This is a genomic window from Citromicrobium bathyomarinum (assembly GCA_001306305.2).
GTDB classification, from domain to species: domain Bacteria; phylum Pseudomonadota; class Alphaproteobacteria; order Sphingomonadales; family Sphingomonadaceae; genus Alteriqipengyuania; species Alteriqipengyuania bathyomarina.
The window spans coordinates 2805267-2824352 of sequence record CP155577.1 but is presented as its reverse complement, the minus strand read 5'-3'; the positions used below and the strand labels follow the sequence as shown (position 1 = coordinate 2824352).

The window sequence follows — 19086 nt, the reverse complement described above, 5'->3', positions numbered from 1 at the left end:
CTCTCCGTCATCGGGCTGAATGAGTGAGGGCGGTGATCGATGCAAGCCGCCCGGGTCGCGAAACCGCGCCTTTAGGCGGCCTGCGGGGAACTGGCAAGCGGGACAAGCTTGCCCGGATTCATGATCCCGAGCGGGTCGAGCGCCTGTTTTACCCCGCGCAGGATGGTCAGCCTGGCCGGGTCGGCGAGGCGCGCCAGCTCGTCACGCTTCATCTGGCCGATGCCGTGCTCGGCACTGATCGAGCCGCCCCACTGGGTCACCAGATCATGCACCGCGGCACTGATTGCCTTGCCTTCGCGCTCCTCCCATTCACCGCCGGTCGCGCCTGCGGGTGCACGAAGGTGGAAGTGGACATTGCCGTCGCCAAGATGACCGAAAGCCACCGCCCGGGTACCTTCAAACCGATCCTCCAGCGTTGCGCTTGCCTGATCGATGAAGTCGGGCATCCTGGCGGGCGGCACGGAGATGTCGTGCTGCACCGCCGGGCCATGCGCGCGCTCGGCGGAGGAAATGCCGTCGCGCAAGGCCCACAGCGCCTCGGCCTGAGTCTCGTTCGCGGCGATCGTGGCGTCTTCGACCAGTCCTTTGCCAAGCGCGGTTTCCAGCAGGGCAGTGGTCTGCTCGGCGAGGGGGGCAGTGTCGGGATCGTGGGTGACCAGTTCGATCAGCACATACCAGTGATGCCGACCTGACAGCGGGTCGCGGCTGGCGGGCTCGTGGCGCAGTACCGATTCGAGTGCGAGACGCGGGATGATCTCGAACCCTTCGAGCGCGGCCCCCATTTTGTCCCGAGCGAGCAGCAGCAGCCGCCATGCCTGCTGGACCGATTCGACCCCTGCGAAAACCACCTGCCGTCCGGCGATTTGCTGTTCCAGAGAGAGCGTGGCAGCGGTCACGATGCCCAGCGTGCCCTCCGATCCGATCAGCAATTGCTTGAGGTCGAAGCCCCGATTGTCCTTCTTCAGCGCGGCGAGGGTATCAAGCACCGAACCGTCCGGCAGCACCGCTTCGAGGCCGAGAACCTGCGCGCGCATGGTGCCGTGGCGCAGCACCTGCGTGCCGCCCGCATTGGTCGAGATCAGCCCGCCGATGGTGGCCGATCCGCGCCCGCCCAGTGTCAGCGGGAAGCGCAAGGCCCGCTGCGCGGCCGCATCGTGCAACGTTTGCAGGATGACGCCTGCCTCGCACACGACCTCGCGAGCATCCTCGTCCCACCGGCGGAAGGAATCCATCCGCCGCAGCGACAGCAGCAGCGCCGTGCCGCTCGCATCCGGGGTTGCACCGCCGGACATGCCGCTGTTGCCGCCCTGGGGCACGATCGGCACGCGATGCCGGGCGCAGAGCGCGACAAGCGCGGCGACCTCGGCAGTATTGGCAGGAGAGGCGAGGGCGATCGCCTTGCCGCGATAGCGTCCGCGCCAATCGGTCAGCCACGGCTCCATCAGCTCGGCATCGCGGGTCAGGCCGCGCTCGCCCAGGATGGCCTGCGCGCCTTCCAAGAATGATCCGTCAGTGGCAGAGTTCATGTTGCTGTCATGCCACACTTAGGCGCGCCCCTGCCACCCCCGGACGTATTGCCGGGACACAATTAAGCCGCCATTCAAAAGACCAAGCTATCGCTTGCGCCCGGGTTGATCGAATTGGGCGCGCTGTAGATGTGCGTTCGCCCCGCAAGAGTTAGGCAGCATTTGATATCATGCACTTCGTGGCAGCATTTCTGGCACCGATTCTGGCGCTTAGCGCGCCGGTCGCGCCCGATGCTTCGTCGTCGAGTGCCAGCTGGCCGCTCGACGCGCCGGTGTTTTCAACAGAGCCGCCTGCAAATATTCGTACCGACCATTCGCCGGGGTGGATGGTCAGCCAGTCCTGGCGACGCGATCTCGAGGCGAACCAGGTCCGTATTCGGCAGCAGATTATGATCCGGGTATCCCCGCGCAGATCGACCACGAACGAACTGGTGGCCGATTGGCGGACTGCGATCCCACGCGAGTATGAACAGCGCAAGATCGGCAAGTGTCTGCCCGCTAAAGATATTCTAGCGGTGCAAACGGTCTCTTCGCGGGATCTCGTGCTGCACATGTCCGACCAGCGAATGATCCGAGCGCTGCTGCACAAGTCCTGCAATGCACGCGATTTCTATCTGGGCTTCTACGTGGAGCCGAGCGAGGACGGGAAGCTGTGCGTCGATCGCGATCTTCTGCGTGCGCGCAGCGGCGCGACTTGCAAGATTGGCGCGATCCGCCAGCTCGTCCCCGCCGAATAGCCCTCTAATCTTGACATTCGCGCGGGTTTGAGCGAAGCCGCGCGCGCTTACGCGGAGCTGTATTTTCCGCGGTCTTGGCGTTGATTGCCCTCCACATCCGGAACCCTGAATGAAATTTGCCGATCTCGGCCTCTCCGACAAATTGCTGCAGGCGGTAGAAGCCGCCGGCTACACCGAGCCTACGCCGATTCAGGCGCAGGCCATCCCCCCCGTGCTGATGATGAAGGACATCATCGGCATCGCGCAGACGGGCACCGGCAAGACCGCGAGCTTCGTGTTGCCGATGATCGACATTCTCGCCAGCGGGCGTCGCCGCGCGCTGATGCCGCGTTCCCTTATCCTTGCGCCCACGCGCGAGTTGGCCGCCCAGGTCGCCGAAAACTTCGAGAAGTACGGCAAGCAGCACGATCTCCAGCTCGCGCTGCTGATCGGCGGCGTGCAGATGGGCGATCAGGTCAAGGCGCTCAACGAAGGCGTCGACGTGCTTATCGCCACGCCCGGCCGGCTGATGGATCTTTTCGAGCGGGGCAAGATCCTGCTCAACGGCTGCGAACTGCTGGTGATCGACGAGGCGGACCGGATGCTCGATATGGGGTTCATCCCCGACATCGAGACGATCTGTTCCAAGCTGCCCGAGCCGCGCCAGACGCTGCTGTTCAGCGCGACCATGCCTCCGCCGATCGAGAAGCTGGCGCAGAAATTCCTCACCAATCCCAAGCGGATCGAGGTGAGCCGCGCGGCCTCCACCAACGAGAACATCACCGCGTTCAAGATTCCGGTGAAGGCGCGTGAAAAGCGCGAGACGCTGCGCTGGCTGCTGGCGAACGACCACGTTGAAACCGCGATCATCTTTGCCAACCGCAAGACGACCGTTCGCGAGATCAACAAGAGCCTGCAGAGCCATGGCTTCGCCAGCGGAGAGATTCACGGCGACATGGACCAGTCGAGCCGGATCGCCGAACTCAACCGCTTCAAGGCGGGTGAGGTCAATATCCTGGTCGCGTCCGACGTTGCGGCGCGCGGGCTCGACATCAAGGGCGTCAGCCACGTGTTCAACTTCGACACGCCCTGGCATCCGGACGATTACGTTCACCGGATCGGGCGGACGGGCCGTGCCGGGGCCAAGGGGCGCGCCTTCACCTTCGTCACCGATGACGACGCCGAGGCGATCGCCAATGTCGAGAAGCTGACCGAATCGAAGATCAAGCCGTTCGGCAAGGAAGACGTCCGGGTCGAACTGGTCGAGGCGGAGCCGAAGCGCGAATCGGGTCGCAAGCGGTCGGACGAGCGCAAGGCGGACGCTCCCGAGCGTGACGATGACCGGGAATCGCGCAAGGCCAAGCCCGCGCGGGAGCGCAAGCCCCGCCGCGATGAGTCGCAGCGCGACGAAGCGCGACCGGGCCGTTCGGCAGAAAACAGATCGCCCCGCAGCCAGGGTGGCCGTGGGCGTAGGGAAGATAACGAGGTGATCCCCGCCGGCGAGTGGAACGGGCCCAAGCCCGATTTCCTCTCCGTCAGTGCGACCTGACCAAAGAATCGGGCGTACTGTCTGCAAAAGCGACGGGAGTTAGGCTGGTCTTAACCAGAATCGTGCACTCGTCGCGCGCCGAAGGAGCAGGGATGTCCGAAGAGAAAATCAACGTCGAGGCGATCCGTCACCGAACGCTCGTGGCGATGGAGATACTGGACACCGAAGCCGAGGGCGAGTTCGACGCCTTGGTGATGGCGGCCCGCCGGATTTTCGGGAGCCGCACGGCATATATTTCGCTGATCGACGGGGATCGTCAGTGGTTCAAGGCGCGGGAGGGCTTCGCGCCGAGCGAAGTTTCGCGCGAGTGTTCGATCTGTGCGACGGCGGTCGATGAAAACCGAGAGATCGTTGTCGAGAACCTGCAGGAGCATCCAGTCTACGGCCAGATGCCCGACATCGTGGCGATGCCACATTTCCAGTTCTTCGTGACAATCCCGCTGATGGGGCCGCCGATGGATGGCGTAAGCGTGCCGATCGGCACGCTCTGCGTCATCGACGACCGGCCGTGGGTGGCAAGCCGGGAAGAACTCGACGAGTTGCGCCGACTTGCGCACGTGGTTGAATCGCTGTTCCAGACGCGGCTCGATGCGAAGCTCGCCGAGGCGGCGCTCGAGGAGCGCCGACAGCTGATCGACGAGTTGCGCCGGGTGCAGCGCCAGTTCGAACTGGCGGAAGAGATGGCGCAGATCGGCCACTGGCGAATGGATCTGGCGACCGAGGAGCTTTTCTGGTCGCCTCAGACAATTGCGATTCATGCGATCGAGAATCCGACAAAGGCACACCTTCAGGGCGGCTTGGACTATTTCCCTCCGCATGAGCGCCCCCGTATCGCCAAGGCGGTCGAGGAGTGCGCCAAACATGGCAGGCCCTACGATCTCGAACTCGATTTCCGTGATGCCAAGGGTGTCTTCAAGCGGGTGCGCGCGATCGGCGAACAGGAAATCGCTGACGGTAAGCCTGTCGGGATTATGGGCGTGTTTCAGGACATTACCGAGCGCTATCACCTCGAGACGCGACTCCGCGCGGCGGCCCACGTGGATGAACTGACGGGCCTGCCCAATCGCGCCCGCCTGAACCAGTATCTCGACAGTACAATCGACACGATGCACAAGGCAGGCCGTCGAATGGCGCTGCTGCTGATCGACCTCGACCACTTCAAGGACATCAACGACCGGCTCGGCCATGAGGCGGGGGACCGCGTGCTCAAGGGCGTTGCTGCACAACTGGTCAGCGAACCTTTCGCCGGTCAGATGGCTGCGCGGCTGGGTGGGGACGAATTCGTGCTGGTGATCGAGAACGAGCAGTTGCTTGCCGATCTGCCCGGGACGCTCGAACTGCTGCTGGGCAAGCTGCGCTTCGAGGTCGGTCGGGAAGGTGAGACAATTCTGGCCAGCGCCACGATCGGAGCAACATGGCTGACCGCATGCAACAATGATCGCAGCCAGCTGCTGCGCTGTGCCGACTATGCCCTGTACCAGGCGAAGCGGACCGAGCGTGGCACTGCTTCGATTTGTCCCGATGCGATTGCGGGGCAGCACATTCGCGCCGCGCCGCAGCTGCGCGCGGTGAGCTAGTCGGCCGGCTTCACGAAGCTGTCGATCACCCGCTTGGTTCCGGTGATTTCGAACTCGATTTCGAGCTTGTTGCCTTCCTGCCCCATGACGGTGCCGTAACCGAACTTGTCGTGGAACACCCGCGCACCCAGCGCGATGTCGTCGCGTGGCTTGGCCGCGAAGCTGGCTGCGCTGCGTCGGCTTTCCTGAACCCGCGCAGGCCGCGTCTCGTACCCGGTCGCCAACGCACGCTGCCAGCCGGGGCCGCGGTTGTTCGAGCGCTCAGGCCGATCGCGGGTGACATGGGCGAAGGGATCGTCGTTCTCGCTCCAGTTTGCGCGCCACAGCGATGCGCCGCCCGACATCGTGGTCTCACTCTCGACGTGGTCGTCGGGCAGTTCCTCGATGAACCGGCTGGGAAGCGAGCTCGTCCACTGGCCGTAGATGCGTCGGTTGGCCGCGTGCAGAATCGTGCAGGCCTTCTTCGCGCGGGTGATCGCGACGTAGGCGAGGCGGCGTTCCTCCTCCAGTGAGGCGAGCCCGCCTTCGTCGAGCGAACGCTGCGACGGGAAAACGCCTTCTTCCCACCCGACCAGGAACAGGTGGTCGAACTCCAGCCCCTTGGCGGCGTGGATGGTCATGATGGTGACCTTGGCATCCTCCGCATTCGCATCATTGTCCATCACCAGCGCGACGTGTTCGAGGAAGTCGCCCAGCGTCTCGTAATCCTCCATCGCGCGCGCCAGTTCGGACAGGTTTTCGAGACGCCCCTTGGCCTCGGGCGTCCGCTCGTTCTCGAGCATCGCCTGATAGCCGCTTTCTTCCAGCACCTGCCGCAGCAGTTCGGCCGGCGCGAGGCTGTCCGCCTGTTCGCGCCACTGGAGAAACTGACGCATCAGCCCACCGATGGTCCCGCGAGCCCGCGCAGGCAGTTCGTCGCTGTCCGCCAGATCGAGGGATGCTGCGGCGAGCGGCATGCCGGTGCGCCGCGCGTGCTGGTACATCTTCTCCAGCGTCTTCGCACCGAGGCCGCGCTTGGGCTGGTTATAGATCCGCTCGAACGCCAGATCGTCCGCCGGTTGGGCAATGACGCGCAGATAGGCGAGCGCATCGCGGATTTCGGCGCGTTCGTAGAAGCGGAAGCCGCCGACGATGCGGTAGGCCATGCCGATCTGGATGAAGCGGTCTTCGAATTCGCGCGTCTGGTACTGCGCGCGCACGAGGATCGCGATTTCGTCGAGCCCGGTGCCGCCACGCTCGAGGCTCTCGATCTCCTCGCCCACACGGCGCGCTTCCTCGGGCCCGTCCCATACGCCGATGACGCGCACCTTCTCGCCCGTGTCGGTCTCGGTCCACAACTCCTTGCCGAGCCGCTGGCTGTTCTCCCCGATCAGGCCCGATGCCGCGCCGAGGATGTGCGGGGTGGAGCGATAATTCTGCTCCAGCTTGATGACCTTGGCGCCCGGAAAGTCCTTCTCGAACTTCAGGATATTCGCCACTTCCGCACCGCGCCACGAGTAGATCGACTGGTCGTCGTCCCCCACCACGCAGATATTCTTGCGGTGCTGCGCGAGCAGGCGGAGCCAAAGGTACTGGACCTGGTTGGTGTCCTGATATTCGTCGACCAGGATGTATTTAAAGCGGTTCTGGTACTGCTCCAGCACATCGGAATGCTGCCGGAAGATGTTGAGCATGTGCAGCAGAAGATCGCCGAAATCGCATGCGTTCAGAGATTGCAGACGCGCCTGATAGGTCTTGTACAGCTGAGCGCCGCGTCCGTTGGCGTAGGCTTCATTCTCCACCGCATCGAGATCGCCTGGGTTGAGCCCGCGGTTCTTCCACCGGTCGATCAGCCCGGCGAGCTGGCGCGCGGGCCAGCGCTTCTCGTCCAGATCGGCCTCCGCGATCAGCGTCTTGAGCAGGCGCAGCTGATCGTCGGGGTCGATGATCGTGAAGTTCGATTGCAGGCCGACCAGCTCGGCATGGCGGCGCAGCATCTTCGCGCCGATCGCGTGGAACGTGCCGAGCCAGGGCATGCCTTCCACCGCATCGCCGATATGCCGCCCGACGCGCTCACGCATTTCGCGCGCGGCCTTGTTGGTGAAGGTGACGCACAGAATCTCGCTCGGCCAGGCGAGCCGCATCGCGACCAGATGCGCCAGCCTTGCGGTCAACGCCGAGGTTTTGCCCGTTCCCGCACCGGCCAGCATCAGCACCGGTCCTTCGGTGGTGAGCACGGCTTCGCGCTGCGGCGGGTTCAATCGCGCGGCATAGGGCGGGATATCCGCGTCTCCGGCGGCGGTTGCGAGGGGGAAGGCATCACTCATGGCTATGGCCGAACAGGTAGGGAACGCGGGCCGTCCGAGCAAGGGAAGCGGCACCCGCGCTCCCCAATTCGGAACCTCACGCCCGAGGTCTCGTTGGTTGGTCAAGGACGAGGGAAGAAGGAGACAGAGACATGAAAAAGCTTATTATTGCTTCGACTGCCGCCTGCGGCCTCGCAATTGCTGCAGCGGCTCCGGCACTCGCCGACCATCACATGGAAGAAGAATCCTACGCGATGACTGACGCGCAGGAAAAAATGTACCTTGATTGGTCTGCCGAACAGCGGATGACCTATCAGGAATGGCCGATGGCCGCCCAGGAATACTACTGGACGCTCAACGACACGCAGAAGAACGTCTGGTGGAACACGCTGACCAATGATCAGCGCGTCAAGATCGTCAACATGGTGCCGGAGCAGCGCATGGCTGCCTGGCAGTCGATCAACAGCCAGCTGAGCGGCTCGGCGACGGCAACCACCACCAGCACGACTTCGGGAAGCGCCAAGATCAACTATACCAGCAAGGCGATGGTGCAGCCGACCCCTGGCGATGAAGGGCCGCCGCCGGCCGATCTGCCCATCTGCGAGCCGATGCAGCAGGATAACTGCATCAACCGCGGGGCAGTCTAATAAACAAACGCTATTCTGCGTGAAACCGTGTGGCGGCTCCGGGGTTATCCCGGGGTCGTCATATTTTTTCGAGAGGAAACCAATAAGATGAATAAGATCCTTTTGACCGGTTTCGCCACCGCCCTTGCGGGGCTGTCGATCCCTGCCGCAGCGCAGACGGCACCCACGATCAACTACGTCAGCAAGGAGACGGTGCAGCAGGTCCCACAGGATGAGCAGCCCAAGTCCGGCGAGCTTCCGATCTGCAAGAAAGACCAGCAGACCAATTGCATCAACAGCTGGGAAGCCAACAAGACCGGCAACCGCCCGATTAACTACTGGCCGGGTCGCCCGGCGAGCGAGATCGACGAGCCGCTGCCACTCAACGAACCCAAGAACTGATCGCCCGATCTGCGATCGGAAAGAGGGCGTTCGCCGTTGGCGGGCGCCCTTTTTTGATGGGCTTTGTCGCTAGCTGTCCAGCTGGAGCAGCAGCAGTTTCGCCTTGCCCACCTTACGCTCTGCATCGACCCGCATATCGCGCAAGTCCGGCGTTTCCTTCGCTGCCACCTCGAGCGAGATCCAGGTCGCGGGGCCGATCCAGCCGAGCCGGACCAAGCGCTCCAGCGCAACGGCGCCTGCGCCAGTGCCATAGGGCGGGTCGAGCATCACCAGATCGTGCGGCACCTTCGCCGGGCCCAGCCGCAAGGCGGAGGCCTGCTGCACCGTCGCTCGCGTGCCGGCACCCAGGGCCGCTACATTTGCCCGGATCGCGTCCACTGCACGCTTGTCTTCTTCGACGAAAAGGCACGAGGCGCAGCCGCGCGACAGCGCCTCCAGCCCGAGCGCGCCCGATCCGGCGAACAGATCCACCGCGCTCAGCCCCTCGAAACTGCCGAGGCGGCTGCTCAGCATGTTGAACAGCGTCTCGCGCGTGCGGTCGGCGGTCGGGCGGGTGGTTTCGCCCGGCGGAGCCTTGATCGCACGCCCGCGCCAGTCGCCTGCGACGATCCGCATCAGTCGCGCCCCTTCTTCACCGAGGCGCGGAACTTGCCGATCTCGTGCTTGCGGATCTCCATCGCCTGCCCGCGCGGCAGATCGCCCAGCGCGACCGGCCCGAAGGCGACGCGGACCAGCCGGTTCACCTCGAGGCCGAGATGTTCGAGCACCCGTCGCACTTCGCGGTTCTTGCCTTCCGTAATCGTCACTTCGATCCACTGGTTGGCACCGGTCCGCCGTTCCAGATTGGCGTTGATCGGGCCGTAATGGACGCCGTCGATGGTGATCCCCTCGCTCAGTTCCTCCAGCTGCGCCTGCGTCACCCCGCCATGCGCGCGCGCGCGATAGGTCCGCTCCACCGCGTTGGCGGGCAGTTCCAGCATACGCTTGAACTCGCCGTCATTGGTCAGCAGCAGCAGGCCTTCGGTGTTGAAGTCGAGCCGACCGATCGGCATCACCCGCGGCGCGTCCTTGGGCAGCGAGTTGCGCAGGGCGTCGTAGATCGTCGGGCGCCCGCGCGGGTCATGCTCGGCGGTGATCAGCCCGGTCGGTTTGTGGAACGCGAACAGGCGCGTCGGTTCGGGCTTGGCGACCGGTTTGCCGTCCACGGTCACCCCGCGCAGGGTTTCGAGCAGGGTTGCCGGGGTCTCCACGGTTTTCCCGTCGATCGCGATCCGCTTGTCCGCAATCATCCGCTCCACCTCGCGGCGGCTCGCCACGCCTGCGCGCGCCAGCAGCTTGGCGATGCGATCGCCCTTACGTTCATCTTCGGCCATGTAGGCCCGCTTAGCGACCGGTCGACGATCCGCCAAATGCTTTGGCAATGTCCTGCGAGGGCTAGGCTTACCCGGACCACAGCGGCTAGAGAGCGCAAGGACGATTTATCGAGGGAAGGGTGTGTATGGCCGAGGCAAAGGCTGACAAGGCGAAGAAGCCGGGCTGGGGAACGCTGGCGCGCTCTCTGCGCAATCCCAAGAGCGGCTATATGGCGCTGTTCGGCTTTGCCAGCGGCCTGCCCTTCGCGCTGTTCCTCGGCACGCTCTACGCCTGGCTGAGCGAAGCCGAGGTGGAGCTGGAGACGATGGGCGTCTTCTCGCTGATCGGGCTCGCCTACGCGTTCCAGTTCCTGTGGTCGCCGCTGATCGACAAGGTTTCGATCCCGGGTTTCCGCAAGCTCGGCCGCCGCAAGCAGTGGATCGTGCCTGCGCAGATCCTGCTCGGCGTCATCCTGATCGCGCTTTCGCTGTCCAACCCGACTAACGAGGCGATCGGCTGGTTCAGCCTGCTCGCCGGGATCGGTGCACTGGCCAGCGCGACGCAGGACATAGCGATCAATGCCTGGCGCATCGACGTCGCGGACGAAGAAGCGACGATCGACATCCTCTCGACCGTATACCAGATGGGCTACCGCCTCGCGGCGCTGGTGGGCGGCGCACTGGGCCTGATCATCGCCGCGCGGATCGGCTGGCCGCAGACCTACCTCATGATGGGTGCGATCCTGCTGGTGATCGGCATCGCAGGCCTGTTCGCGCCCGACAGCAAGGCGGGCGAGAATGTCGACGGCACGATCGATGACGAACTGCTGCTCAGCCTGCGCCGAAAGGGCGAGTTGAAGCCCTCGGTGCGCGCCAAGGCGCTGGGCGCAGTGGGTCTGCTGTGGGCGGTCGCCATCGGCACCGTGCTTACCTTCATGTACATGTCGCTCGCCTTCCCGCCGGAGGAGCGACCCAATCCGACCGAATTCACGCTCAATTACGGCCCGTGGATCATCGTCGCCACTGTCGTCATCCCCGCGCTGATCGCGGGCTGGCTCGCCTCCAAGAAGGAGCGGGGCCAGTACGTGATGACCGAGGATCTGCCCGAACGCGCGGGCCAATCCTATGCGATGGACCACCTCTATCGCGCGCTGGTGATGCCGCTGGTCGAGTTCGTCGGGCGGATGGGCTGGTCGCTGGTGCTGATCCTGTCGCTGGTGCTGACCTACCGCATCTGCGACGCGATCTGGGGCACTTTCGCCTATCCGTTCTACCTCGGCGAATTGCAGTACACGAACGACGAGGTCGCCTTCGCTTCCAAGTTCTTCGGCGTCGGCGCGATCATCGCCGGGCTGGCGATCGGCGGCTATCTGCTGACCGCGATCGGACGGATGGCCACGCTGACGCTCGGCGCGCTGATCGCTGCGCTGACCAATCTGCTCTATGCCGACATGGCGGCGGGCGGGGCGAATATGCAGGCGGCGAGCGATGCGATCGGCTTTTCCGCGCTGATCGGCTTCATGGCGCCCTTCGGGTCGGAGGCGCTGCCGCGGCTGACCTTCACGATCATGTGGGAGAACCTTGCGATCGGGATCGCGGGGGCGGCCTATGTCGCGTGGCTGAGCTCGATCGTGTCCAAGAAGTACTCGGCAGTCCAGTATGCACTCCTTTCCTCGCTGACCCTGCTGGTGGGCACGCTGGGGCGCGGTGCGCTGGGGGAGATGATCGAGAAGCAGGGCTATTACGACGTGTTCATCCTGACCACGCTGATCGGGATGCTGGCGGTGGTCCTGTGCGTGTTCGAGTGGATCCGCGTGGTCCGTTCGGGCCGCTCGCAGAACGCGCCGCCGCCCGGATCGGAAGCGGTCGCGGCACAGTAGTCAGTCGGGCAGCGCGCCGCTCAGCCGCAGCACATCGCCTGCGAGGTAGAGCGAACCTGCGATCAGCACGGGCAGGCCATCGTCGGGCAGGGCGCGCAGCGCCTCGGCCACATCCGCCGCCTCGCGTACGTTTTCTCCGTACATGCTCGCGGGGTGATACTCGTGCCCCGGCACCGGCACGGCGGTGATGCTCGCGATGCTGTCCGCCAGCGGATCGACCAGCGCGCGGTGATCCTTGTTGGCGAGCATGCCGAGGATGAGGTGGAAGCGCTCACCCGTAAAGTGCTGCGCCAGCGCCTCGCCCGCGCTGGGATTGTGCCCGCCGTCGACCCATACGATCCGCTCGCCCGTCAGCGGCGAGGCGGGCAGGCGCTGGAGCCGCGCGGGCCAGTTCACGTTTCGCAGCCCCTGCGCCATCGCATCCCGCGACACGCTGACCCGGTCCTGATGCCGCAGCATCGCGATGGCGAGCGCGGCGTTTTCCGCCTGATGCGCGCCGGGCAGGGCGGGCAGGGGCAGCGCGAGTTCGCCTAGCGCATCGACGTAATGCAGGCCCGTTTCGGTGACGCTGGAATGCCATTCGCGCCCGCGCATCGTCAGCAGCGCCTCGCGCACGATCGCCGCATGCTCCACCTCCAGCGTCACGCCTTCGGGGTAGGACAGCGTGACCAGCGGCACGCCGGGCTTGCCGATCCCGGCCTTTTCGAACCCGATGCGTGCCAGCGGTTCGGCAGGCACGTTATCCTCCGGCGCGAGCAGGAAGCGTTCATGGTCCAGCCCCAGCGCGGCGATCCCGCACGCGGCCAGCACGTGCGAGCCCAGCACGTTGGTTGCATCGAAGCGCCCGCCAAGGCCGACCTCGATCACGCAGGCATCGGCGGGTTCGCGCGCGAAGGCGAGGAAGGTGGCGGCGATGGTAACTTCGAAGAAGCTCGGGTTCAGATCTTCGCCCGCATCCAGCACCTCGGCCAGCAGTGCGGCGAGCTGTGCGTCGCCGATCAGTGTGCCTGCGATCCGGATCCGCTCGTTATAGCGCACCAGATGCGGGCTGGTCGCGACATGGACCCGCTTGCCATCCGCCTCCAGCATCGCGCGCAGGATGGCGCAGGTCGATCCCTTGCCGTTGGTGCCTGCGACATGGAACACGGGCGGCAGGCGGTCCTGAGGATCGCCCAGCCGGGCCAGCAGAGCGCGGATCGTCTCCAGCCCCAACCGGCCATCTGGCACCGAGAGCGCGGCCAGCCGGTCGAGTTGGGCCTGCACGGCCGGATCGTCGGAGCGGGCGAAGTCCTTCATCTCACAGCCCCCTCCCTTCAGGGGAGGGGAGGATGTTCACTACGCCGCCTTCGATCCGCGCATATAGCGCAGCATCATCGCCAGCTCGGCCTTGAGGTTGTGGCGGTGCACCACGCGGTCCACCATGCCGTGTTCGTGCAGGTATTCGGCGCGCTGGAAGCCTTCGGGCAGCTGTTCGCGGATCGTCTCCTGGATCACGCGCTGGCCCGCAAAGCCGATCAGCGCGCCCGGTTCCGCGATCTGCACGTCGCCCAGCATGGCGTAGCTGGCGGTGACGCCGCCGGTGGTCGGATCGGTCAGCAGCACGATATAGGGCAGGCCCGCCGCGCGCAGCTTGCGCACCATCACGGTCGCCTTGGGCATCTGCATCAGGCTGAGAATGCCCTCCTGCATCCGCGCGCCGCCCGCCGCGGTCACGACGACATAGCCGCACTTGCGCCGCAGGGCTTCGGCGGCGCCGTCGCAGAAGGCCTGGCCCACCGCCATGCCCATCGAACCGCCCATGAAGTGGAAGTCCTGCACGCCCACGACCGCAGGCTGGCCGTCGATCGCCCCGCTCGCCACGGTGAAGGCATCGCGGTGCGGATTGTTGGCGCGCGCGGCCCTCAGCCGGTCGGTATAGCGCTTGGAATCGCGGAACTTGAGCGGGTCTTCCTTGACCTCGGGCTGGGGCAGCAGCGTGAAGCCCTCGTCCATCAGCATCGCGATACGGGTGTCTGCACCGATCCGCCCGTGGTGCTCGCAACGCGGGCAGACGTAGAGATTGTCGGCATAGTCGCTTGCGAAGATCATCTCCCCGCAGCCCTTGCACTTGATCCACAGCGTTTCGTCGGTGGAGCGCTTGGCCACGAAGGGCAGCGAATTGCGGACACGATTGAACCAGCTCATGCGGCTGCTCTTTCCGCAGAATGGACCGCCTTGGCAAGCCTTGCGGTGAGATCGCGCAGGTGCGTGGGTGCATCAACGCCATGTTCGGCGACTAGATCGACCAGCGCCGAGCCGACCACGACGCCATCGGCCACCTTTGCGATCGCCCCGGCCTGTTCGGGCGTGCGCACGCCGAAGCCGACCGCGACGGGCAGGTCGGTCGCCGCCTTCAGCCGCTTCACCGCCGCATCGATCGAGTCCTGCGCGGCGCTCTGCTTGCCTGTGATCCCGGCGACGGAGACGTAGTAGAGGAAGCCTTCGCTCCCCTCGATCACGGTCGGCAGGCGGAAGTCGTCGGTGGTCGGCGTGGCGAGACGGATCGGAGCGATGCCCCGTTCGCGCAATGCCGGGCCGAGCGCGGAGTCCTCCTCGGGCGGGATGTCGACGCAGATCACCCCGTCGACGCCCGCGCCTGCTGCCTCTTGCGCGAACCACTCCGGGCCGCGGCGGACCATCGGGTTGGCATAGCCCATCAGCACCAGCGGCACGTCCGGCTGCCGCTCGCGGAACTCGTTGGCGATCATCAGCACGTCCTGCGTGGTGGTGCCCGCCTTCAATGCGCGGATATTCGCGGCCTGGATCGCGGGACCGTCCGCCATCGGATCGGTGAAGGGCATCCCCAGCTCGATCACATCCGCGCCGCCTTCGACCAGCGCATCGAGATTGGCGGCGGTATCGCCATCGCCCGCGGTGACGAAGCACACCAGCGCAGGGTGCGGCTTGGCAAAAGCGGCGGCGATTCGGTTCGCGTTGTTCACCTGGGCTCCTTCGGGGCTGAACGCTGACACACCTGACACAGTGTCCAAGGGGAGAAAAACTTGTCCACCGCGCGCATGGCAAAGAACGGCGGGGACGGGAAGGGTGCTGAGCAGGTCATGCGGCGATTATGCCAGCGGGGAGGGGGTGTAGGACAGCGAGACCTAAGCCCCGTCACCTTCGTGGGCGGGGGCTCCTGCTGGCTTGGCGAGAGATTTCGATCCTGCAATCCGAACGGGGATGGCGAGGATGGGAAGCAGGAACACGGACCAGTTCAATGCGTGCAGGACCATCCTCGATCGCACACATTGGTAGGTTTCATCTACAAGAATGACGCTTGTAGGTTCACCTGCCCGGCACAAGACGCTGAAATCGTAGAAATGGTGAGCAGCCTCCTCGGCGAAGATTGCCAGCGTGAAAAACACAGAGAGCGCGAGCATGATGTTCGCTGGCCAGTGCTTCCAGAGCGCACCCTTTCCTAGCAAGCCCGATAGCCACCAGTGAAAGGCGAAAAGGACAGTGAGGCCGAAGCCATAGAAGATTGGGATTTCGGGCGAGAAAAGCCCCACCCAACCATACCCGAGGTGTAGCGGCGTGGTTATCCTTGCCAGAAAGGCATCGTAGATTGGCGAAATCACGGCGACCGCTGCGAGCATGGTGGCCCAAAGCAGAGCAATGGAAATCAGGGCTGATCTGCCGAGTCCGCTCATGCGTTTTCTCGCCTTTCCTCTGCCGGTGTTACGTCGACCATTGTCTTACCTCGCCCCGAGCGTGGAAAGCGCCAAGTTCCCATGTCGGTGCGTCATCCCAAATCCCCTCATCCCCGGTCTGTATCTTGTGCGCACACCATGCGCGCCGGCGTCCAGCCCTTGCGCCGCCGTGCGAGGCGGTCGTCGGTTTCTTCCCCGTCGAAGGAGGCGGGGTTGGCGGGGGCGAAGTCGCTCAGGCGGTCCATCGTGTTGATGTTGACGACGCCCAGCAGCCGGTCGTCTACCAGGCCCACCGCCGCGCAGGGCACGCCGCAATGCGCGCAGATGATAAAGTCGGTAATGCCCAGCCCGAAGCGGTAGCGGCGGATGTCATCGGGTGCGCGATGCGACAGGACAAGCTCGCCCTGAGGATCGCTGGTCCACGCCGCGCCATGCTTGGTGCAGAAGGAGCAACCGCACGCGCGCGCCGCCGGGAGTGTCTCTGATGAGGTGCGCAGCTCCACCGAAACGCGGCCGCAATGGCACGAGCCGTGGAGGGAGAGCGGGGCAGGGTTGTTCATCCTTTAGCCCCCTCACCTTCAGGGGAGGGGGTTGGGGGAGGGGCATGGCGCAACACCCCCACAATCTCGCCGAGCCGTTGCAAAACGCCGTCCATGTTCTCCATCACCTCCGCATTGCTAAAGCGGACAACCCGATACCCTTGCGCTTCCAGATAGCGAGTGCGCTCCGCATCATAGTCCAGTTGGCCCGCATGCGTATCGCCATCCAGCTCGATCACCAGTTTCGGCGCGTTCGCAGCGAAGTCCGCTATGTATCGCCCGATCACCTTCTGCCGCCGAAACTTGAGCCCGAGAAAGCGACCGCCGCGCAGTTCGAACCAGAGCCGCGTTTCCGGCTCGGTCATGCCCTTGCGCATGTCGCGGGCGCGGCGGGTCAGTTCGGCGTCGCGCAAGGCCCCTCTCCCAACCCTCTCCCCTGAAGGGGAGAGGGCTTTTGCAGCCTATGGCAATCGACGCGTATCACTTCAGCCCGAAGCCGATTATCTCCGTCCACGCATACACTCCCAAGCCGGCAAAGGCGCAGAGCATTCCGATAACCGTCAGCGCATTCAATTCGAACCCGCCCAGAGCGATGAATATCACCGCCATAAGGCCTGAAACGATTTCAAAGATGCGCCTCGGATAATTCAAATCTCCACCCTCAGCTTTTCCGCGGCCGTGAAGATATCCTTGTCCGCCCGCCCGCACAGGTTGGCAAGGATCATCGCGTTCTTGTCCATTTCCTTTGCGCGTTTCGGCTCGTCGAAACCTCTTAATCTGGATGGCCACGTCGTCTTCCTGGCTCCTCGCATTGACGAGTGGGAGTGCGACTATTCCGGTTTCTCAACTTTTACGAAGAAGCCGAGTATCGTGATCGTGGCAAGGAACACGCCCCCCGTCGCGGTTATCGCGCCGTTGTCGCGCCACAGGCCGCTTACCGCAAGGAACAGCAAGCCGACCAGCGCGAGAGCGATTGTGAGCCAGGCCAGCCTGCGGGGGCTCAAATCTCCACCCCCAGCTTCTCGGCCACGGTGAAGATGTCCTTGTCCCCGCGCCCGCACAAATTCGCGAGGATGATGGCGTCCTTGTCCATCTCCTTCGCGCGCTTCGCCACCGCCGCGATGGCATGCGAAGGCTCCAGCGCAGGGATGATCCCTTCGGTCCGGCACAGCAGCTGGAATGCTTCCAGCGCCTCGTCGTCGGTGACGGCGGTGTATTCGACGCGGCCGATGTCTTTGAGCCAGGCGTGCTCCGGCCCGATGCCGGGATAGTCGAGGCCTGCGGAGATCGAGTGGCCTTCGGTGATCTGGCCGTCCTCGTCCTGCAGCAGGAAGGTCTTGTTGCCATGGAGGATGCCGGGCGCGCCGCCGGTCAGGCTGGCGGCGTGCTGGTCGCCGTCCAATCCGAGGCCCGCCGCTTCGACGCCGAGCATCTTCACGTCCGGATCGTCGAGGAAGGGGTGGAACAGGCCGAGCGCGTTGGAGCCGCCGCCGATGCAGGCGACCAGCAGGTCGGGCAGGCGGCTGGTGCGCTGCTGGATCTGCGCGCGCGCCTCGGTGCCGATCACGCTCTGGAAGTCGCGGACCATCGCGGGGTAGGGATGCGGGCCCGCCGCCGTGCCGATGATGTAGAACGTGTTGTCGACATTCGCGACCCAGTCGCGCAGCGCCTCGTTCATCGCGTCTTTCAGCGTGCCGCGCCCGCTGGTGACGGGGACGATCTCCGCGCCGAGCAGCTTCATCCGGAACACGTTGGGCGATTGTCGCCGCACGTCTTCGGCGCCCATGTAGACCACGCAAGGCAGGCCGAAGCGCGCGCAGACCGTGGCGGTGGCGACGCCGTGCTGGCCTGCGCCAGTCTCTGCAATAATGCGCGTCTTGCCCATGCGGATCGCGAGCAGGATCTGCCCGATGCAGTTGTTGATCTTGTGCGCGCCGGTGTGATTGAGCTCGTCGCGCTTGAACCACACCTGCGCACCGCCGAGCGCTTCGGTCAGACGCTCCGCAAAATACAAGGGACTGGGACGGCCGACATAGTGCTCCAGCAGATCCTCGAACTGGTCGGTGAAGGCGGGGTCCTTCTTCGCCTCGTCATAGGCCTGCTCCAGCGCGAGGATGTTCGGCATCAGCGTTTCGGCGACGTAGCGCCCGCCGAAATCGCCGAAATGGCCGCGATCGTCCGGCTGCTGGCGGAAGCTGTTGGGGGTGTCGGCGGTGTCGCCCGGGCTGGTCTGGGGTGTGCGCATAGGCCTGAGCGATTGGCAGAGCCGCAAAATCATGTCCACCGGTTTGCGTGGGTAGTGCGAGCCGGTTGCCACGCCCGCGCTGCCCAAAAAACCCGGCCTCCGGGGAATCGGGCGCGGCGCGTCCCTCTATGATGGAAGCCTTATGGGTCTGGTTCGGGCCGGCGCTCCGGCGAGTGCGCGGTGGCCCCTTGATGGGATGTTTCGATGATTAAGCCTGTTGTGTTGTCCGCTCTCCTGATCGCTCTGCCGGCGGCTCCGGCCTTCGCCGAAGAGGCAGCCGGTGGCCCGCGCGCGGAAGTTCGCGGCGGCGTCGCGTGGGCGGACGGGGAAACCGATCCGGTCCTCGGCATTGCGGCGGGCTATGATTTCGACCTTGGCGACACGGTGTTCCTGGGCGGCGAAGTCTCGGGTGAGAAGATCCTCGCCGAAGATACCTATGTGGAACTCGCGCTGACCGGCCGCCTCGGCACCAAGGTGAGCGAGAAGGGCAGCATCTTCCTCGCGGGCGGATACACCTTCACCCACCATGGCGACGGGCCGCATGCCGGGATCGGCTACGAGTACCACCTCGGCCACAGCGGCACCTACATCGCCGCCGAATACCGCCACGTGTTCGTCGACCATCACGAAGCCAACGCCGTCACCATCGGCATCGGTACCTTTTTCTAACCGTCGTTTCCGTCGCCGGGCCGGGGCGCAT

Annotated in this window: 20 protein-coding genes; 7 read left to right on the top strand and 13 right to left on the bottom strand. The window is 64.8% G+C overall.

Annotated elements, in window-relative coordinates; translation table 11 throughout:
- Positions 1-71: 71 nt before the first annotated feature.
- Entirely contained in the window at positions 72-1526 is a 1455-nt protein-coding gene (locus VO57_014060; GenBank protein XBL69243.1) for an FAD-binding oxidoreductase, read from the bottom strand.
- A 179-nt stretch (positions 1527-1705) separates the two neighbouring features.
- On the opposite strand from VO57_014060, the gene VO57_014055 reads away from it, so the two are divergent.
- From VO57_014055 to VO57_014045, 3 genes are all read left to right on the top strand, one after another.
- A complete protein-coding gene (locus tag VO57_014055; GenBank protein XBL69242.1) occupies positions 1706-2263 on the top strand; it encodes a hypothetical protein in 558 nt (185 codons plus the stop codon).
- A gap of 109 nt (positions 2264-2372) precedes the next feature.
- Positions 2373-3791 carry a DEAD/DEAH box helicase gene (locus VO57_014050; GenBank protein XBL69241.1) on the top strand — a complete coding sequence of 473 codons (1419 nt, stop codon included), beginning with the start codon at positions 2373-2375 and terminating at the stop codon, positions 3789-3791.
- Positions 3792-3883: 92 nt separating this feature from the next.
- Positions 3884-5368 carry a diguanylate cyclase gene (locus VO57_014045; protein XBL69240.1) on the top strand — a complete coding sequence of 495 codons (1485 nt, stop codon included), beginning with the start codon at positions 3884-3886 and terminating at the stop codon, positions 5366-5368.
- Here the strand turns inward: VO57_014045 and VO57_014040 are convergent.
- On the bottom strand, positions 5365-7674 hold the full coding sequence (locus VO57_014040; protein XBL69239.1) for a UvrD-helicase domain-containing protein: 2310 nt from the start codon (positions 7672-7674) through the stop codon (positions 5365-5367). The genes VO57_014045 and VO57_014040 overlap by 4 nt on opposite strands.
- Positions 7675-7805: 131 nt before the next feature.
- Between VO57_014040 and VO57_014035 the strand changes: the two genes are divergently transcribed.
- Together VO57_014035 and VO57_014030 are read left to right on the top strand one after the other, a co-directional pair.
- Complete coding sequence (locus VO57_014035; GenBank protein XBL69238.1) at positions 7806-8300, top strand: hypothetical protein; 495 nt, start codon at positions 7806-7808, stop codon at positions 8298-8300.
- Between the two features lie 87 nt (positions 8301-8387).
- A complete protein-coding gene (locus VO57_014030) occupies positions 8388-8681 on the top strand; it encodes a hypothetical protein (GenBank protein XBL69237.1) in 294 nt (97 codons plus the stop codon).
- Positions 8682-8750: 69 nt separating this feature from the next.
- Here the strand turns inward: VO57_014030 and rsmD are convergent, their stop codons facing one another.
- Positions 8751-9296 (bottom strand): 16S rRNA (guanine(966)-N(2))-methyltransferase RsmD, encoded by a 546-nt coding sequence (gene rsmD / locus VO57_014025; GenBank protein ID XBL69236.1) that lies wholly within the window; start codon positions 9294-9296, stop codon positions 8751-8753.
- The gene (locus VO57_014020; protein ID XBL69235.1) at positions 9296-10054 is read right to left on the bottom strand and encodes a pseudouridine synthase; all 759 of its coding nucleotides are present in this window, start codon (positions 10052-10054) and stop codon (positions 9296-9298) included. Before VO57_014020 ends, rsmD begins: the two co-directional genes overlap by 1 nt.
- 125 nt (positions 10055-10179) lie before the next feature.
- Here VO57_014020 and VO57_014015 point away from each other — a divergent pair, with 125 nt between their 5' ends.
- Positions 10180-11913, top strand: a complete 1734-nt coding sequence (locus tag VO57_014015) for an MFS transporter (protein XBL69234.1) — start codon at positions 10180-10182, stop codon at positions 11911-11913.
- On the opposite strand, the gene VO57_014010 is transcribed toward VO57_014015, so the two are convergent.
- From VO57_014010 to trpB, 9 genes are all read right to left on the bottom strand, one after another.
- Complete coding sequence (locus VO57_014010; GenBank protein ID XBL69233.1) at positions 11914-13209, bottom strand: folylpolyglutamate synthase/dihydrofolate synthase family protein; 1296 nt, start codon at positions 13207-13209, stop codon at positions 11914-11916.
- 39 nt (positions 13210-13248) lie between these two features.
- On the bottom strand, positions 13249-14097 hold the full coding sequence (gene accD / locus VO57_014005) for an acetyl-CoA carboxylase, carboxyltransferase subunit beta (GenBank protein XBL69232.1): 849 nt from the start codon (positions 14095-14097) through the stop codon (positions 13249-13251).
- Complete coding sequence (trpA, locus tag VO57_014000; protein XBL69231.1) at positions 14094-14894, bottom strand: tryptophan synthase subunit alpha; 801 nt, start codon at positions 14892-14894, stop codon at positions 14094-14096. Before trpA ends, accD begins: the two co-directional genes overlap by 4 nt.
- A 162-nt stretch (positions 14895-15056) precedes the next feature.
- A complete protein-coding gene (locus tag VO57_013995) occupies positions 15057-15602 on the bottom strand; it encodes a hypothetical protein (protein XBL69230.1) in 546 nt (181 codons plus the stop codon).
- A gap of 107 nt (positions 15603-15709) precedes the next feature.
- Positions 15710-16162 (bottom strand): hypothetical protein, encoded by a 453-nt coding sequence (locus VO57_013990; protein ID XBL69229.1) that lies wholly within the window; start codon positions 16160-16162, stop codon positions 15710-15712.
- A complete protein-coding gene (locus VO57_013985) occupies positions 16159-16554 on the bottom strand; it encodes a DUF559 domain-containing protein (GenBank protein ID XBL69228.1) in 396 nt (131 codons plus the stop codon). Before VO57_013985 ends, VO57_013990 begins: the two co-directional genes overlap by 4 nt.
- A 67-nt stretch (positions 16555-16621) precedes the next feature.
- Positions 16622-16930: a hypothetical protein gene (locus tag VO57_013980; protein XBL69227.1), complete on the bottom strand. Its 309-nt coding sequence runs from the start codon at positions 16928-16930 to the stop codon at positions 16622-16624.
- Positions 16931-16971: 41 nt separating this feature from the next.
- Positions 16972-17145 (bottom strand): hypothetical protein, encoded by a 174-nt coding sequence (locus tag VO57_013975; GenBank protein ID XBL69226.1) that lies wholly within the window; start codon positions 17143-17145, stop codon positions 16972-16974.
- The gene (trpB, locus tag VO57_013970) at positions 17142-18386 is read right to left on the bottom strand and encodes a tryptophan synthase subunit beta (GenBank protein ID XBL69225.1); all 1245 of its coding nucleotides are present in this window, start codon (positions 18384-18386) and stop codon (positions 17142-17144) included. Before trpB ends, VO57_013975 begins: the two co-directional genes overlap by 4 nt.
- A 204-nt stretch (positions 18387-18590) precedes the next feature.
- Here trpB and VO57_013965 point away from each other — a divergent pair, with 204 nt between their 5' ends.
- Positions 18591-19055, top strand: a complete 465-nt coding sequence (locus VO57_013965; protein XBL69224.1) for an outer membrane beta-barrel protein — start codon at positions 18591-18593, stop codon at positions 19053-19055.
- Positions 19056-19086 lie beyond the last annotated feature (31 nt).

Coding starts and splice junctions, on each gene's coding strand:
- VO57_014010 (XBL69233.1), bottom strand. CDS start 13,209: ATGAAGGACTTCGCCCGCTCCGACGATCCGGCCGTGCAGGCCCAACTC.
- VO57_014035 (XBL69238.1), top strand. CDS start 7,806: ATGAAAAAGCTTATTATTGCTTCGACTGCCGCCTGCGGCCTCGCAATT.
- VO57_013965 (XBL69224.1), top strand. CDS start 18,591: ATGATTAAGCCTGTTGTGTTGTCCGCTCTCCTGATCGCTCTGCCGGCG.
- VO57_014015 (XBL69234.1), top strand. CDS start 10,180: ATGGCCGAGGCAAAGGCTGACAAGGCGAAGAAGCCGGGCTGGGGAACG.
- trpB (XBL69225.1), bottom strand. CDS start 18,386: ATGCGCACACCCCAGACCAGCCCGGGCGACACCGCCGACACCCCCAAC.
- VO57_014020 (XBL69235.1), bottom strand. CDS start 10,054: ATGGCCGAAGATGAACGTAAGGGCGATCGCATCGCCAAGCTGCTGGCG.
- rsmD (XBL69236.1), bottom strand. CDS start 9,296: ATGCGGATCGTCGCAGGCGACTGGCGCGGGCGTGCGATCAAGGCTCCG.
- VO57_013995 (XBL69230.1), bottom strand. CDS start 15,602: ATGAGCGGACTCGGCAGATCAGCCCTGATTTCCATTGCTCTGCTTTGG.
- VO57_014050 (XBL69241.1), top strand. CDS start 2,373: ATGAAATTTGCCGATCTCGGCCTCTCCGACAAATTGCTGCAGGCGGTA.
- VO57_014060 (XBL69243.1), bottom strand. CDS start 1,526: ATGAACTCTGCCACTGACGGATCATTCTTGGAAGGCGCGCAGGCCATC.
- VO57_014030 (XBL69237.1), top strand. CDS start 8,388: ATGAATAAGATCCTTTTGACCGGTTTCGCCACCGCCCTTGCGGGGCTG.
- accD (XBL69232.1), bottom strand. CDS start 14,097: ATGAGCTGGTTCAATCGTGTCCGCAATTCGCTGCCCTTCGTGGCCAAG.
- VO57_013990 (XBL69229.1), bottom strand. CDS start 16,162: ATGAACAACCCTGCCCCGCTCTCCCTCCACGGCTCGTGCCATTGCGGC.
- VO57_014040 (XBL69239.1), bottom strand. CDS start 7,674: ATGAGTGATGCCTTCCCCCTCGCAACCGCCGCCGGAGACGCGGATATC.
- VO57_014045 (XBL69240.1), top strand. CDS start 3,884: ATGTCCGAAGAGAAAATCAACGTCGAGGCGATCCGTCACCGAACGCTC.